The sequence below is a fragment of the Ensifer sp. ENS06 genome, from assembly GCF_014852205.1.
Taxonomy (GTDB): domain Bacteria; phylum Pseudomonadota; class Alphaproteobacteria; order Rhizobiales; family Rhizobiaceae; genus Ensifer; species Ensifer adhaerens.
The window spans coordinates 139,692-155,577 of the sequence record NZ_JACVBC010000008.1; the positions used below are offsets into that span (position 1 = coordinate 139,692).

Here is a 15,886-nt window from a genome sequence, read left to right on the forward strand (position 1 = left end):
CATGTCTTTCTTGAAAATCAGCAACCTGCGCAAATCCTATGGCTCGCTCGAGATCCTGAAGGATATCAACCTGGAGATCGAAGAAGGCGGCTTCCTGGTGCTGGTCGGCCCCTCCGGCTGCGGCAAGTCCACACTTCTCAACACCATTGCCGGTCTGGAGCCGATCACATCGGGCGAGATCGCCATCAACGGCCGCTCGGTTGCCGATCTGCATCCCTCGAAGCGCGACATCGCCATGGTGTTCCAGTCCTACGCGCTCTACCCGAACATGACGGTTGCCGGAAACATCGCCTTCGGCATGGAAATCCGCGGCGTGCCGAAGGAGGAGCGCGAAAAGGCGATCAAGCAGGTCTCGGAAATGCTGCAGATCGGCCATCTGCTCGATCGCAAGCCGAGCCAGCTCTCGGGCGGCCAGCGCCAGCGCGTCGCCATGGGCCGGGCGCTGGTGCGCAACCCGCAGGTCTTCCTGTTCGACGAGCCGCTCTCCAACCTCGACGCAAAGCTGCGCGTCGACATGCGCACCGAAATCAAGCGGCTGCACAACCGCATGAAGACGACGATCGTCTACGTGACCCACGACCAGATCGAGGCGATGACGCTGGCGACCAAGATCGCGGTGCTGAAGGACGGCGTGCTGCAGCAGTTCGGGACGCCGGCCGAGATCTACAACAACCCGGCCAACATGTTCGTCGCCGACTTCATGGGCTCGCCGGCGATGAACCTGCTGACGGCGCGGATCGAAAAGAGCGGCTCCGACATTGCGGTCACGCTGACGCGTCCGAATGCCGAACCGCTGAAGCTTGCGGTGCCTCAGGCCAACGGCGCACTGTCTGCCTATGCCGGCAAGGACGTCGTCTTCGGCATCCGTCCGGAAGCGCTGACCGATCCTGATGGCGCCGACCGCAATGCCAAGGTGGTCGCCGAGGGCGAGTGCCTGATCGAGGTGGTCGAGCCGGCCGGCTCCGATACCTTTGCGGTCACCCGTCTCGGCGGCAAGGAAATCGTTGCCCGGCTCAGGGCCGACGCCCGCATCGCGCCCGGGCAGACCTCGCGCCTTGCCTTCAATCTCGACAAGGCGGTGTTCTTCGACCCGCAGAGCCAGCAGCGGATCGCGTAGTCAACGATGCAGGAGCAGCCGGACATCGTCATTATCGGGTCGGGGATCGGCGGCTCCACGCTTGCGGCGGGGCTTGCCGGCTCCGGTGCCCGCATCGCCATCTTCGAGCGCGGCGAGCGCCTGCCCGATACGCCGGAGGCGCGCAGCTACAGCTCGATCTTCGTCAAGGGCCACTTCCGCCCGAGGGAGATGTGGCGCGAACCCGACGGCACCGAGTTCAACCCCGGAAACTTCTACTTCGTCGGCGGCAATTCCAAGCTCTTCGGTGCGGTGCTCCTGCGCTACCGGGCCGAAGATTTCACCGAGATGCAGCATCTCGGCGGCGTTTCGCCGGCGTGGCCTTTTCCTTACGAGGAGCTGGAGCCCTGGTACGGCAAGGCCGAGCAGCTGTTCGAGGTGCGCGGCGAATTGGGCGACGACCCGACGGAGCCGTTCCACAGCTCGCCTTACACTTTCGGCCCGGTGCCGGACGAGCCGGCGATTGCGCGGGCCCGTGCAGAGCTGAAGGCGCAGGGGCTCAATCCGGCAACGCTGCCGCTCGGCGTCGACATCGACGCCTGGCTTGCCGGCGGGCGCACGCCCTGGGACGGGTTTCCGAACACCGGCAACGGCAAGATGGACGCTGAAACCGCATCGCTCGCTTCCGCACTGAAGGATCCCAATATCGAGCTGATCACCTCGGCGCATGTCGACACGCTGGAGGCGGGACCCGGCGGCCGGATCGAGGCGATCCACTACACCCACAGGGGCGAGAAGAAGAAGCTGTCGCCGAAGCTGGTAATCCTGTCGGCGGGCGCGATCAATTCGGCCGCCATCCTCTTGCGTTCCGGCGACGGCAAGGGGCTCGCCAACGCCTCCGACCAGGTCGGCCGCAACTTCATGAACCACAATTGCAGCGCCATGCTGGCAATCAACCCGTTCAAGCGCAACGACAGCATCTACCAGAAGACGCTGATGCTGAACGACTATTACATCACCGGCGGCAGGGATGGCCTGCCGCTCGGCAACGTCCAGCTGCTCGGCAAGATCAACGGCGACATCCTCAAGGCCAATGCGCCCGTCTGGGCGCCGCGGCTTGCCTTCGATTTCATGGCCGGCCATGCGGTCGACTGGTACATGATGACGGAGGACCTGCCGAACCCGGAAAGCCGCATCATGGTCGACGGCAACGGCATCATCATGCAGTGGCGACGCTCGAACATGGAGGCGCTGTCCGGGCTCGAAGCGAAGATGCGCGCGCATTTCAAGGCAGCCGGTTATCCGATCGTGCTGTCCCAGGCTTTCGACAAACGCACGCCGTCACACCAGTGCGGCACGGTGCGGATGGGCAAAGACCCGAAGCATGCGCCGCTCGACACCTACTGTCGCGCCTACGACCACCCGAACCTCTTCGTCGTCGACGCGAGCTTCCTGCCGACATCGGCGGCCGTCAATCCGGCGCTAACCGTTGCCGCCCAGGCGCTCAGGGTCGCCGACCATATCGCCACTAGGGAGTTTCGATCATGACGTCATCGACGCGCCCCGTCGCCATCGTCACCGGCGGCCGCCGCGGCATCGGTCTCGGCGTCGCCTGTGCGCTCGCCCGCGAGGGCTTCGATATTGCGCTCACCGGCCTCGGTGCGGCGGACGCGACGACCGCCCAGACGCTGTCGGAACTTTCCGGCGACCACGGCCGGGCGATCTACATCGAAGCGAACCTTGCCGATATCAGCGGCCATGCGGCGACTGTCGAGCGTGTTCGCGCCGAGCTCGGTCCGATCCGCTGCCTCGTCAACAATGCCGGCATCGCCTCGGTGATGCGGGGTGATTTCCTCGATCTGCTGCCGGAAAATTTCGACACGATCGTCGCCACCAACCTGCGGGGAACGGTGTTCTTCACCCAGGCCGTGCTCGTCTCGATGCTGACGGATCCGGCTGATGTAGCACCGCGGTCGATCATCAACATCACCTCGGTTTCGGCAACGATGACGTCGCCCGAGCGGCTCGACTATTGCATGACCAAGGCCGGCCTTGCCGCCTTCAGCCAGGGGCTGGCGCTCAGGCTTGCCAATACCGGCATCTCGGTTTTCGAGATCCGGCCGGGTATCATCCGCTCCGACATGACCGCCGGCGTCTCGGCGAAATATGATGGCTTGATTGACGGCGGGCTGGTGCCGATGCGGCGCTGGGGCGAGCCCGATGACATCGGCAATATCGCGGCCGGGCTTGCCGGCGGCAAATTCGCCTTTGCCACCGGCTCGGTCATCCAGGCGGATGGCGGGCTTTCGATCGGCCGTCTCTAGGAAACGCGCAGGATTTTTGAGGCTCGCAAGCGGGCAGGGTTTGAATTGAACACGTCGAAAATTTGGAACGTTCCAAATTGGTGACGGCGGAGGGAAGACAGGGAATGAGCTACGACTACATCATCACCGGCGCCGGCCCGGCCGGCTGCGTTCTCGCCAGTCGCCTCTCCGAGGATCCATCGGTCCGTGTCCTTTTGCTGGAGGCCGGTGGCGGCGACTGGAATCCGCTGTTTCACATGCCGGCCGGTTTTGCCAAGATGACCAAGGGCGTTGCCAGCTGGGGCTGGGAGACCGTGCCGCAGAAGCACATGAAGGGCAGGGTGCTACGCTATACCCAGGCCAAGGTCATCGGTGGTGGCTCGTCGATCAATGCCCAGCTCTATACCCGCGGCAACGCCGCCGACTACGACCTCTGGGCGTCCGAAGACGGCTGCACCGGCTGGGACTATCGCAGCGTGCTTCCCTATTTCAAGCGCTCAGAAGACAACCAGCGCTTTGCCGACGACTATCACGCCTATGGCGGCCCGCTCGGTGTCTCGATGCCTACGGCGGCGCTGCCGATCTGCGACGCCTATATCCGCGCCGGTCAGGAGCTCGGCATTCCCTACAATCATGATTTCAACGGTCGCCAGCAGGCGGGCGTCGGCTTCTATCAACTCACCCAGCGCAATCGCCGCCGCTCGAGCGCATCGCTTGCCTATCTTTCGCCGATCAAGGATCGCCGCAATCTGACGGTTCGCACCGGCGCGCGCGTGGCGCGGATCGTGCTTGAGGGTACACGTGCCGTCGGCGTCGAAGTCGTCACCGGCAAGGGCAGCGAGATCATCCGGGCGGAGCGTGAGGTGCTGGTAACTTCCGGCGCCATCGGTTCGCCCAAGCTCTTGTTGCAGTCCGGCATTGGGCCTGCCGATCACCTGAAATCGGTGGGTGTCGCGGTAAAACATGACCTACCGGGTGTCGGCGGCAACCTGCAGGATCACCTCGATCTCTTTGTCATTTCCGAATGCACCGGCGACCACACGTATGACGGCGTCGCAAAACTCCATCGTACGCTATGGGCCGGCCTGCAATATGTACTCTTCCGCTCGGGCCCGGTGGCGTCGTCGCTGTTTGAGACCGGTGGCTTCTGGTATGCCGATCCGAACGCCCGCTCGCCCGATATCCAGTTCCATCTCGGTCTCGGCTCGGGCATCGAGGCGGGCGTCGAAAAGCTGAAGAATGCCGGCGTGACGCTGAACTCCGCCTATCTGCATCCGCGCTCGCGCGGAACGGTGCGGCTTTCCTCCTCCGATCCGGCGGCAGCGCCGCTGATCGATCCCAACTACTGGGAGGATCCGCATGATCGCAGGATGTCGATCGAAGGCCTGAAGATCGCCCGCGAGATCATGCAGCAGGCGGCGCTAAAGCCCTTCGTGCTGGCGGAGCGCCTGCCGGGCAATTCGGTCGTCAGCGACGAGCAGTTCTTCGACTACGGCTGCGCCAACGCCAAGACCGACCATCACCCCGTCGGCACCTGCAAGATGGGCACGGACGCGATGGCGGTGGTCGGGCTCGATCTCAAGGTGCGTGGCCTTGAAGGCCTGCGCGTCTGCGACAGCTCGGTGATGCCGCGCGTTCCCTCTTGCAACACCAACGGGCCGACGATCATGATGGGGGAGAAGGGCGCCGACATCATCCGCGAGCGCCAGCCCCTGCCGCCGGCGATCTTCGCCCACGAACGCAACGACAGCCGCCCGCGCGCCCGCGCCGATATCCGTTGAGGTCCCCATGATCCGCCATTGTGTCTTCATTCGCTTCCGCCCCGAAATCTCCAGCGAGGAGAAGGCGGTGATCTTCGGGGAGATTGCCGCGCTGAAGGCCCGGCTACAGGGATTTCTTGCCGCCCATATCGGCGCCAATGCCAGCCCGGAAGTGGGCATGGACAAGGGCTTTGCCGAAGGCTTCATCGTCGACTTCACTGACGCGGCGGCGCGCGATGCCTATCTGGAAGACGAGGAGCACCGCAAGACCGGCGCCAAGATCGTTGCTGCGGCCGAGGGCGGTATTGCCGGCATCCTCGTCTACGATCTCGAAATCGCCGGCTGAGTGGCAGCGATGATCGCAGCGCGCCCCTTCCTGACAGAGCTCTTCGAGGCGGCCGTTCGAGCCGCCGATCCCTATGAGGCGATCAAGGCGCATCTGCCCGCCCCGCCGAAAGGGCGGACGGTGGTCGTCGGCGCGGGAAAGGCGGCAAGCCAGATGGCCGCCGCCTTCGAGAAGCTCTGGAAGCATCCCTTCTCCGGAACGGTCGTCGCCCGTCATGGACCGATCGAACAGTGTGAGACGATCACTGTGCTGCAGTCGGCTCATCCGGTGCCGGATGAGGCGGGGCTTGCTGCCTCGGATGCCTTGCTGAAGGCCGTGGCCGGTTTGACGGCGGACGATCTGGTCATCGCGCTGATTTCCGGTGGCGGCTCGGCCCTGCTCCCGGCGCCGCCTGAGGGTTTGACGCTCGCCGACGAGATCGCCGTCAACAAGGCCCTGCTTGCCTCCGGCGCGCCGATCTCGGCTATGAACGTCGTTCGCAAGCACGTGTCGCGGATAAAGGGCGGGCGGCTCGCTGCAGCCGCCTTTCCGGCGCGTGTCGTTAGTCTGGTCGTTTCGGACGTACCCGGCGACAACCCGGCCTTCGTCGCTTCGGGGCCGACCGTTCCGGATCGCAGCATGGCGGCCGAGGCGCTGGAGATCGTTGCCCGCTATCGCATGGAACTTCCCGACCAAGTGGTGACGCATCTGCGCTCGGAGGCCGCTGCAGCGCCCGATCCGGACAATCCGCGGTTTGCCGCGCATGAGTGTCACGTCGTTGCTTCGGCAAGCGTTTCGCTCGAAGCGGCGGCGGCCAAGGCGCGCGAACTCGGCATCGAGGCGCATATACTCTCGGACGCGATCGAGGGTGAAGCGCGCGATATCGGTCGCATGCATGCAGCGCTTGCCCGCGAAGTGGCGCTGAGAGACCGGCCGTTTGGCAAGCCGGTCGTACTGCTTTCCGGTGGTGAGACGACGGTGACGATTTCGGGCAAGGACTACGGCAAGGGCGGGCGCAACAGCGAGTTCCTGTTGTCGCTGGCGCTCGATATCGACGGCGTGTCGGGGATCGATGCGCTTGCCGCCGATACGGACGGCATCGACGGCTCCGAAGACAATGCCGGTGCCTTTGCAAATGGGCAGAGCATTGCCCGCATGCGGGCGGCTGGCATCGATCCACGTCTACATCTTACCCGGCACGACGCCTGGTCGGCCTTTGACGTGAGCGGCGATCTCTTCGTGCCCGGACCGACCGGAACCAATGTCAACGATTTCCGGGCGCTGTTGATTCGTTAGGACGCGCCTCGCGCGTAGAGACGTTAGCCGGATTCAGGTGTGCAATCGAAATGCAGACGCCGCCGCCGAGATCTTCGGCGGCGGCGTTGCCTTGTCGTGCGTCGCTTGGGCTTACTTGGCGCGCTTCAGCGCATCGCCGAGGATCGAGACGATCTCGCCAAAATGTTTCTCTTCGGCGATCAGTGGCGGCGAGAAGGCTATGATGTCGCCGGTGACGCGGATCAGCAGGCCCTTCTCGAAGCAATCGACGAAGACGTCGTAGGCGCGGGCGCCGATTGCGCCGTCGCGCGACTGCAACTCGATGCCGGCGATCAGGCCGATCGTGCGGATGTCGATGACATGAGGCAGGCCCTTCAGCGAGTGCATGGCGTCGTGCCAGGCGTCCTGCAGCTCGACGGCGCGGGTCATGAGGCCCTCGTCGCGGTAGATGTCGAGCGTGGCGATACCGGCAGCGCAGGCGGCCGGATGGCCGGAATAGGTGTAGCCGTGGAAGAGCTCGATCGCGTTTTCGGGCCCATGCATCAGCGCGTCATGCACCTTGCGGCTGGCAAAGACCGCGCCCATCGGGATCGCACCGTTGGTGAGACCCTTGGCCGCCGTCACCATATCCGGGGTTACACCGAAGAAGTCGGTGGCAAAGGCGGCGCCGAGGCGTCCGAAGCCGGTGATGACTTCGTCGAAGATCAACAGGATGCCGTGCTTGTCGCAGATGGCGCGCAGACGCTCAAGATATCCCTTCGGCGGGATCAGCACGCCGGTTGAGCCGGCGACCGGCTCGACGATGCAGGCGGCGATGGTTTCGGCGCCATGCAGCGCCACCAGCCGCTCGAGATCGTCGGCAAGCTCGGCGCCGTGTTCCGGCTGGCCCTTGACGAAGGCGTTCTTCGCGGGGTCATGCGTGTGGCGCAGGTGGTCGGAGCCAGGAAGCTGCGGGAAGACGCGGCGGTTGTTGAGGATGCCACCGACCGAAATGCCGCCGAAGCCGACACCGTGATAGCCGCGTTCTCGGCCGATCAGGCGCGTGCGGGTGCCCTGGCCGATCGCGCGCTGATAGGCGATCGCCATCTTCAGGGCCGTGTCGACCGATTCAGAACCCGAACCGGTGAAGAAGACGCGGTCGAGCTTCTGGCCTTCCGGACCCGGCGCGATTTCGGCGAGGCGCTCGGCAAAATCGAAGGCAATCGGATGGCCCATCTGGAACGAGGGCGCAAAATCCATCGTCGACAGCTGGCGCTCGACGGCAGACGCGATCTGACGGCGGCCATGGCCAGCGTTGACGCACCAGAGCCCGGCAGTGCCGTCGAGGATCGTGCGGCCGTCGGTGCTGGTGTAGTGCATGCCCTCGGCGGACGCGAGCAGGCGCGGAGCCTGCTTGAACTGCCGGTTGGCGGTAAACGGCATCCAATAGCTGTCGAGAACGGGGGCGTTGGGTTTGGTGTGCTGGTTCATGGCATCCTCCTGAGTTCGGCGATTGACGCCATGATTTGATTTGCCAAACAAGTCCTTTTCTGCTCTCAGTTAAGTCATTGAAATTTATTGTACCGTTGTAGCGTGTTTGCGCTATTTCGAACAACCTGAACACCAAGGGTTCGGATCATATGACCGTCGATATCGGAAGCCGGCTTCGTCATCTCCGCCTGATGCACAATCTGTCGCAGCGCGAACTGGCCAAGCGCGCCGGCGTCACCAATTCGACGATCTCGCTGATCGAGTCGAACGCCTCCAATCCTTCCGTCGGTGCGCTGAAGCGTATTCTCGACGGCATTCCAATCGGGCTTGCGGAATTCTTCTCCTTCGAGCCGGAACGACCGCGCAAGGCGTTCTATGCGGCGGAGGAACTGGTCGAGATCGGCAAGGGGCCGATTTCCTACCGGCAGATCGGCGAAAACCTCTTCGGCCGCAGCCTGCAGATCCTGAAAGAGGTCTATCAGCCGGGCGCCGACACGGGGAAGGTACCGCTGGTGCATGACGGCGAGGAAGGGGGCATCGTGTTGTCGGGCCGTATCGAGGTCACCGTCGACGATGAGCGGCGGATCCTGGGACCGGGGGATGCCTATTATTTTGAAAGCCGGCGGCCGCATCGTTTCCGCTGCGTCGGGCCGGTGCCTTGCGAAGTGATCAGCGCCTGCACGCCGCCGACGTTCTAGGAGCGGACGGCGCCGAGGCGCCGTCCGGAGTTCGTCAAGAAAGCCGAGCGCAGGCGTCGGCGATGCGTTTGAGCGCTTCCTTCAATTCCGCTTCCGAGGTCGCATAGGAAATGCGGAAGAACGGCGAGAGACCGAAGGCCGAGCCCGGAACAACGGCGACGTGGGCGTCGTCGAGGAGGTAGGCGCAGAAGTCCGTATCCGTTGCGATTACCTTGCCCGAGGGCGTGACCTTGCCGAGCATGCCGGCGCAGCCGGAGAAGGTGTAGAAGGCACCTTCCGGGACGCGGCAATCGAGGCCGTCGATGGCATTGAGGCCAGTAACGACGAGATCGCGGCGGCGCTGGAAGCTGGCGGTCCGTTCCTTCAGGAACTCCTGCGGACCAGTCAGCGCGGCAACCGAAGCGGCCTGGCTGACGGAGGAGGGGCAGGAGGTCGCCTGGCTCTGGACAACAGCCATCGCCTTGATCAGGTCGCGCGGACCGCCGGCATAGCCGATGCGCCAGCCGGTCATGGCATAGGCCTTGGAGACGCCGTTGACCGTGAGCGTGCGGTCCTTGAGGCGGGGCTCGAGCTGGGCCGGGGTGACGAAGCGGAAGCCGTCATAGACGATGTGCTCGTACATGTCGTCGACCAGCAGCCACACATGCGGATGCTTGAGGAGCACGTCGAGCAGCGGCCGGTAGTCGCTCGCGCTGTAGGCGGCACCCGACGGGTTCGAAGGCGAGTTCAAAAGCACCCAGCGCGTCTTCGGCGTGATTGCGGCCTCGAGCTTGTCGGCGGTCAGCCGGAAGCCGGAGGAGGCGTCGCAGGGGATCAGAACCGGCTTGCCTTCGCAGATCTGGACGATATCCGAATAGGAGGTCCAGTAGGGCGTCGGGATGACCACCTCGTCGCCCGGATTGATCGACGCCATCATGGCGTTGAACAGGATCTGCTTGGCGCCGGTCGAAACCGTGATCTCGTCCTGCTCGTAGGCAAGGCCGTTTTCACGCTGGAACTTTTCGCGGATCGCCTTCTTCAGTTCCGGCGTGCCGTCGAGGGCGGTGTACTTGGTGTCACCGCGCTTGATCGCCTCGCAGGCGGCGTCCTTGACGAAGTCGGGCGTGTCGAAATCCGGTTCGCCCGCACCGAGGATGATGACCGGCTTGCCTTCGCGCTTCATCGCTTGCGCGCGAGCGCCGATCTTCAGGATTTCGGACACCCCGATCGAGGAGATCCGCGAGGCGGGCTCAAAGCCCGCCTCCTTGACCGTTGCGTTGATGGTCATGGTCTCTACCTACCTGGGTGCGCCGATTATTCGATGTCGAACGACACGCCCTGCGCCAGCGGCAGGGCCTTCGAATAGTTCACCGTGTTGGTGGCGCGGCGCATGTAGGCCTTCCACGAGTCCGAACCGGATTCGCGGCCGCCGCCGGTTTCCTTCTCACCGCCGAAGGCGCCACCGATTTCGGCGCCCGAGGTGCCGATGTTGACGTTGGCGATACCGCAATCCGAGCCATCGACGGCGAGGAAGCGCTCGGATTCCTGCATGTCGCGGGTGAAGATCGAGGACGACAGGCCGGCTGCGACCGCATTGTGGTCGGCAACGACGGCGTCGAAGTCGCTGTACTTCATGACGTAGAGGATCGGCGCGAAGGTTTCTTCGAGAACCGGTCCGGCCTGCTTGGGCATTTCGACGAGAGCGGGCTTGGCGTAGTAGCCGTTGTCATAACCGAGCTCGACGCGCTCGCCGCCAGTGACGGTGCCGCCATGCGACTTGGCTTCGGCGATTGCCTTCTGCATGCCGTCGAAGGCAGCCTTGTCGACGAGCGGGCCGACGAGGGCGGTGGTTTCGAGCGGGTTACCGACAGAGACCGAACCGTAGGCCTTCTTCAGGCGCGGAACGAGCTGGTCGTAGACGCTTTCATGCACGAACAGGCGGCGCATGGTGGTGCAACGCTGGCCGGCGGTGCCCATGGCGCCGAAGGCGATGGCGCGCAGCGCCATGTCGAGATCGGCCGACGGGCAGACGATGCCGGCATTGTTGCCGCCGAGCTCGAGGATGGCGCGGGCAAAGCGCTTGGCGAGGCGCGGACCGACGTCGCGGCCCATGCGGGTCGAGCCGGTGGCCGATACGAGCGGAACCTTGGGGTTGTCGACGAGAACTTCACCGACGGTGCGGTCACCGATCAGGACCTGCGACAGGCCTTCCGGCGCATCGCCAAAGCGGGCGAGCGCGCGCTCGAAGATCGCCTGCGAGGCAAGCGCCGTGAGCGGGGTCTTTTCCGACGGCTTCCAGACGACGGAGTTGCCGCAGACGAGCGCCAGTGCGGTGTTCCACGACCAGACGGCGACCGGGAAGTTGAAGGCGGAGATGACGCCGACGACACCAAGCGGGTGCCAGGTTTCCATCATGCGGTGGCCGGGACGCTCGGTGGCGATCGTCAGGCCATAGAGCTGGCGGGAAAGGCCGACTGCGAAATCGCAGATGTCGATCATTTCCTGCACTTCGCCGAGGCCTTCGGAGGTGATCTTGCCGGCTTCGATCGAAACCAGGCGGCCGAGGTCTGCCTTGAAGGCGCGCAGTTCTTCGCCGAGCAGGCGGATCAGTTCGCCGCGCTTCGGGGCGGGAACCAGGCGCCAGGCCTTGAAGGCTTCATGCGCCTGGTCGATCTTGGCGGCGGCTTCAGCGGCCGAAACCGTCTTGAGGGCCGCGATCTTCTCGCCGGTGACCGGGCTATAGGACGGCATGTCGCCGCCGGTGTAGAGTTCCTTGGCGACGCCCATCTTTTCGAGAAGCGCCGCGGCTTCCTTGGTCACGTCGACTTTCTTGGTTGCGATGTTCATGGTCTGACTCCCGTTTTATTGGTTTAGATCATTCGTTGGAGCGAAATGTCGGCGGAAGACCGCACACACTTTCCTCATTCCGCTCTGGCCTATCCGAAACGCACACTGCCGAGCTTTCCCGGCGAGGTCAGCGTCTTCAGGCCCGCGGCCATGTCCTTGAGTTTGTCTGGTGTATAAAAGTCGTAATAGGCCTGATTGCGGCGGCCGATCGCATGTTCCGCGCTGAAGCTGCCGTGATATTCCTCGACGGCGACGGCGAAAACCCATTCGCGTAGCCGGGGTTCGAAAGTCTCGTCCTTGAGAAGGTCGCTGTTCTTCGGCACGACGAGGTTGAAGTGCACGCCACCGTCGCCGATATGGCCGAAATCGCAGACGGTCACGTCGGGGAATTTCGAGGGCATTTCGGCCTTCATATGGTCGCAGAAGGCCATGATGTCACCCCGGCGGAAGGAGACATCGAAGGCGATCAGCTTGCCCAGGTGCTTGACGCCCTCAGACAGCGCGTGGCGTAGGGCCCAGATTTCGTGCGGCGGGCCGACGAAGGCGTCGGCGAGCGGTGCCTCCTCCGTCTCCCAGATTTCGGCCAGCGCCGTTTCCAGCACGGCGTCGAGCGACTGTTCGCCTTCGCGCGGTGCCCAGGTGCGGCTGATCTCGGCGAGAATGACGTAGTCGGGGACTTGGCCAGCCTGGAACGGGTTTTTCAGCGACGGCACGTGGGCAAAGGCTGCCTTGACGGCATTGCTCGACATGCCCTCGAAGGCCGAAAGGTAGGCGCCGAGGCGTTCTTCCATGGCGCGCAGCAGCGGCATCACATGGGCGCCGCTCGCCGGAACCAGCAGTGCCGTTGCCGTCTGCTGCGGCAGGCGCTCGAGGTTGAGCACGCATTCGGTGACGATGCCGAAGGCGCCCGAGGTGCCGACGAAGATCTGCTTCCAGTCAACGCCGGTGTTGTTCTTGCGCAAGTCGCATTGCAGGTCGAGCACGGTGCCGTCCGCGTCGGCCAGCACCACCTTGAGGCCGAGCGTGTTTCGGCGCACGTCGCCGTATTTCAGGAAGCGTGAGCCGCCGGTATTGGTGGCGATCATGCCGCCGATGCGCGGGTCGGCGCCGAGATCGATCGGGAAGAACAGGCCGTGCTCTTCCAGCCGCCGGTTGAGATCGGACAGCCGGAAGCCGGCGTCGAGCCGAACCGAGCGGTTGTCGAGGTCGAGTTCGAAGCGTTTTGTCAGCCGGTCGAGGCTGAGGATGGCTTCGTCGCCCGACTGATCCGGCGTCGAGCCGGAGACGAGGCCGGTGTTGCCGGACTGCGGGATCATCGCGATGCCGTTGGTGACGCAATAGGCGACAGCGGCGGAAACCTCTTCGGTCGTCGCCGGCCGCAGCACGAGCGGCGTCCGGCCGCGATCATAGCGCGCGCCGGTCTCGTAGGCTTCCAGGTCTTCCGGACGCGTGACGACACCCTTGTCTCCAAGGATGTCGGTGAGCGCGTCGATGTGCAGTTGGTCGATCATCAGGGAAGCATCATTCCGCAGCGATGGCGCCGGTCAAGGCCTGAATGCAGCTTTCGATCGAAGCCTGCTCGATACCGGCATAGTGATCGAACTCGTTGAGCACGGTCGCACCGAGATCGGCCTCGAAGCGCTTCTGGTTCGGGCTGGCGACGAAATCCTGCTGCGCCCCGTCGCCGAGGTTCGACTGGAAGATGCCAGCGGCGCTGACCGGCAGGAAGTCTTCATAGACGATCGCGTCGAACTGGACGAGGCCAGCGGCGATCAACGCTTCGATGTCGTGCTTGCTGGAGACGCCGGCCTTGCGGCCTTTTTCCGTCAGCGAATAGCTGAAGTAGCCGAGCCCGGCTTCGCGGATGCCTGCCCAGGTGTCCGGGAAAGGCTCGAAAGCCCCGGCAAGTGCCGCTTCGTATTCGCGCGCGTTGGAACCGTCGGCCGCCGGGCGGACGATCTTGCGCGAGGCGTCGAGCAGTTCGTCGTAAAGCGCGCGGCCCTTGGGTGTCAGCGCGATGCCGCGCTGTTCGATCTCGCCGAAGCGGGCGGTGTGCGAGCCTTCCTTCCAGGTGCCGTCGGCATCCTTGAAGGAAACCGGCTCTTCGAGCGCCTTGAACGAGGTCTGGCGCAACAGGATCGGGCACTTGCGGGTCGGCGGCCCCTCGACGACGGCCTTCGGGGCAATCGCGTATGCCGGCATCAGCGCCTGCACCTTGTCGATGTCGAGCGTGCGCGGCGTCAGGTGGTTGATGTGGGGGCCCTTGAAGGAGACGACGTCGGCGATCAGGCGATGGGCGTCATGCAGGCGCTTGTACATGTCGGGGCTGACATTGGCCTTGTCGTGCCAACGAAATGTTTCGAGCACTTCCGAGACGAAGCGCTCTGCATCCACCTTGTCGAGACCGCCGTCGCGCTCGGCCTTTTCCGTGAGTTCGACGGCGCCGGCGGTGAAGATCTGGCGCGCGGCCAGAATAACTTCGGCTTCGGCACGCAGCGCTTCATCGGCGATGAGGTCGAGACGGAGCAGCGAGGTGAAGACGCGGAACGGATTACGCTTCAACGCGGCGTCGCCGACCGGGCGGAAGGCGGTCGAATGCACGGGAACGCCAGCGGTCGAGAGATCGTAGTAGCCGACCGGGTACATGCCCATGACGGCAAAGACGCGGCGCATCATAGCGAGTTCGGCGGGGGTGCCGAGCCGAATCGCGCCGTGGCGCTCCTCGGAGATGCGGTCGAGCGAATCCGTCGCGTCGAGGCGCTCCTTCAGCTTGGGGTCGGCGGCGAGCGTATCGTCGTTGACCTTGGCGACCAGCTCCATCAGCGTGCCGTAGGCCGGCACCTCTTCGCGGTACATGACCGACATGGCTGCGGAAAAGGCCGAGCGGATGTCGTCGGCGGATACGAAACTATTCTCTTTCACTGGGGCTCGCCTCGCGCTATGGGTGAAGGACAAGGTCATTCTCATTTCGGATCATATCCGATCGAACTGGCCATTGATCGCGTTGCTTCTGACTATGTTGATGCGAGGGCGGAATGAAGTTGAGCCGAAGACTGGTTCCCGACGTGACGACGCTGCAGGCGTTCGAATGCGCCGCGCGACACGGCAGCTTCACGCAGGCCGCAGCCGAACTGAACCTCACGCAGAGCGCCGTCAGTCGCCAGATCAAGGATCTCGAAAACCAGCTCGGGGTGCTCCTGTTCGAGCGTGTGCGCCAGCGTGTGATCCTGTCGGATGCCGGGCAGAAGTTTCTGCCGGAGGTGCGCCGCCTGCTCAACCAGACCGAGGAACTGATGGTGCGGGCGATGGCGTCTGCCCGGGCGGATTCGACGCTCTCGATCGCGTCGTTGCCGACTTTCGGCAGCCGCTGGCTGGTGCCGCGTCTCCCCGATTTCCTCAAGCGCCATCCGGACACGGTGATCAACATCGCCTCGCGCTCTGCGCCGTTCGATTTCGAGGAGCAGAATTTCGATCTGGCTATCCATTACGGGCAGCCGGTCTGGGCGCGCGCCACCTGCAGCTATCTCTGCAGTGAGATCATCGTGCCCGCCGCAAGTCCCGCCATGCTGGCAACCCATCCGGTTGCCTCCCCTGAAGATATCGTCACGGGGCCGATGCTCCATCTCGCCACAAGGCCAAAACTCTGGGCGCAATGGTTCGAGGCCAACGACATGGACGGGCGCGGCGCTTATCGCGGCAACCGTTTCGATCAGTTTTCCATGGTGATCGAGGCGGCGACCGCCGGGCTCGGTTTTGCTCTTTTGCCACGCTACCTGATCGAGCAGGAAATTGCCGCCGGCACGCTGCAGATCGTGCTCGACCGGCCGATGCAGACGGAAAACAGCTATTACCTCGCCGTGCCCGAGGGCAAGCTCGAAAACCCGATCAGCCTGGCGTTTCGCGAGTGGATCACCGAGCAGGTGGGCTGACCTGCGGTGCTTTTGTCGAAAATTCGTGGGAACCTTCCTTGCCCCATCACGTTTCGCCTCGTCTGCCACCCGCGATGAAGCTTGAAAGAGGGCATTTGAAAGAGTTGTATCGAAGTGCCACTGGGGGCGCGCACAGCGGCCGGTTCCGGCTTGATTTGGCTGTGCGCAAAACGTCCGATCTTGTATGAGCAATCCTTGCAAGCTGTTGGCACCACGGCTAAAAAA

At 64.0% G+C, this 15,886-nt stretch carries 13 protein-coding genes; 8 read left to right on the forward strand and 5 right to left on the reverse strand.

Annotation, left to right across the window (positions count from 1 at the left end; all coding sequences use genetic code 11):
• The first annotated feature begins 1 nt into the window (after nucleotide 1).
• From IB279_RS24775 to IB279_RS24800, 6 genes are all read left to right on the forward strand, one after another.
• On the forward strand, nucleotides 2-1,117 hold the full coding sequence (locus tag IB279_RS24775) for an ABC transporter ATP-binding protein (protein WP_034803014.1): 1,116 nt from the start codon (nucleotides 2-4) through the stop codon (nucleotides 1,115-1,117).
• Between the two features lie 6 nt (nucleotides 1,118-1,123).
• Nucleotides 1,124-2,623 carry an FAD-dependent oxidoreductase gene (locus IB279_RS24780; protein ID WP_112771696.1) on the forward strand — a complete coding sequence of 500 codons (1,500 nt, stop codon included), beginning with the start codon at nucleotides 1,124-1,126 and terminating at the stop codon, nucleotides 2,621-2,623.
• Nucleotides 2,620-3,399: a 3-ketoacyl-ACP reductase gene (locus IB279_RS24785; protein ID WP_112771697.1), complete on the forward strand. Its 780-nt coding sequence runs from the start codon at nucleotides 2,620-2,622 to the stop codon at nucleotides 3,397-3,399. The genes IB279_RS24780 and IB279_RS24785 overlap by 4 nt, the downstream gene beginning before the upstream one ends.
• 104 nt (nucleotides 3,400-3,503) lie before the next feature.
• Nucleotides 3,504-5,159, forward strand: coding sequence for a GMC family oxidoreductase (locus IB279_RS24790; protein WP_112771698.1), 1,656 nt, complete (start codon nucleotides 3,504-3,506; stop codon nucleotides 5,157-5,159).
• A gap of 7 nt (nucleotides 5,160-5,166) precedes the next feature.
• Entirely contained in the window at nucleotides 5,167-5,484 is a 318-nt protein-coding gene (locus IB279_RS24795; RefSeq protein WP_112771699.1) for a Dabb family protein, read from the forward strand.
• A 9-nt stretch (nucleotides 5,485-5,493) separates the two neighbouring features.
• The gene (locus IB279_RS24800; protein ID WP_112771773.1) at nucleotides 5,494-6,759 is read left to right on the forward strand and encodes a glycerate kinase; all 1,266 of its coding nucleotides are present in this window, start codon (nucleotides 5,494-5,496) and stop codon (nucleotides 6,757-6,759) included.
• Between the two features lie 111 nt (nucleotides 6,760-6,870).
• Here IB279_RS24800 and IB279_RS24805 read toward each other — a convergent pair whose 3' ends face one another.
• On the reverse strand, nucleotides 6,871-8,208 hold the full coding sequence (locus tag IB279_RS24805) for an aspartate aminotransferase family protein (RefSeq protein WP_034802996.1): 1,338 nt from the start codon (nucleotides 8,206-8,208) through the stop codon (nucleotides 6,871-6,873).
• Nucleotides 8,209-8,357: 149 nt separating this feature from the next.
• Between IB279_RS24805 and IB279_RS24810 the strand changes: the two genes are divergently transcribed.
• Complete coding sequence (locus IB279_RS24810) at nucleotides 8,358-8,906, forward strand: cupin domain-containing protein (RefSeq protein ID WP_034802993.1); 549 nt, start codon at nucleotides 8,358-8,360, stop codon at nucleotides 8,904-8,906.
• A gap of 34 nt (nucleotides 8,907-8,940) precedes the next feature.
• Here the strand turns inward: IB279_RS24810 and IB279_RS24815 are convergent, their stop codons facing one another.
• From IB279_RS24815 to IB279_RS24830, 4 genes are all read right to left on the reverse strand, one after another.
• Nucleotides 8,941-10,173: a pyridoxal phosphate-dependent aminotransferase gene (locus IB279_RS24815; protein WP_192339902.1), complete on the reverse strand. Its 1,233-nt coding sequence runs from the start codon at nucleotides 10,171-10,173 to the stop codon at nucleotides 8,941-8,943.
• 26 nt (nucleotides 10,174-10,199) lie between these two features.
• On the reverse strand, nucleotides 10,200-11,732 hold the full coding sequence (locus IB279_RS24820) for an aldehyde dehydrogenase family protein (protein ID WP_034802987.1): 1,533 nt from the start codon (nucleotides 11,730-11,732) through the stop codon (nucleotides 10,200-10,202).
• Nucleotides 11,733-11,821: 89 nt separating this feature from the next.
• A complete protein-coding gene (locus tag IB279_RS24825; protein WP_192339904.1) occupies nucleotides 11,822-13,243 on the reverse strand; it encodes an FAD-binding oxidoreductase in 1,422 nt (473 codons plus the stop codon).
• A 10-nt stretch (nucleotides 13,244-13,253) separates the two neighbouring features.
• Entirely contained in the window at nucleotides 13,254-14,654 is a 1,401-nt protein-coding gene (locus IB279_RS24830; RefSeq protein ID WP_060586583.1) for a VOC family protein, read from the reverse strand.
• A gap of 113 nt (nucleotides 14,655-14,767) precedes the next feature.
• Here IB279_RS24830 and IB279_RS24835 point away from each other — a divergent pair, with 113 nt between their 5' ends.
• Nucleotides 14,768-15,661, forward strand: a complete 894-nt coding sequence (locus IB279_RS24835; protein WP_034802979.1) for a LysR family transcriptional regulator — start codon at nucleotides 14,768-14,770, stop codon at nucleotides 15,659-15,661.
• Nucleotides 15,662-15,886 lie beyond the last annotated feature (225 nt).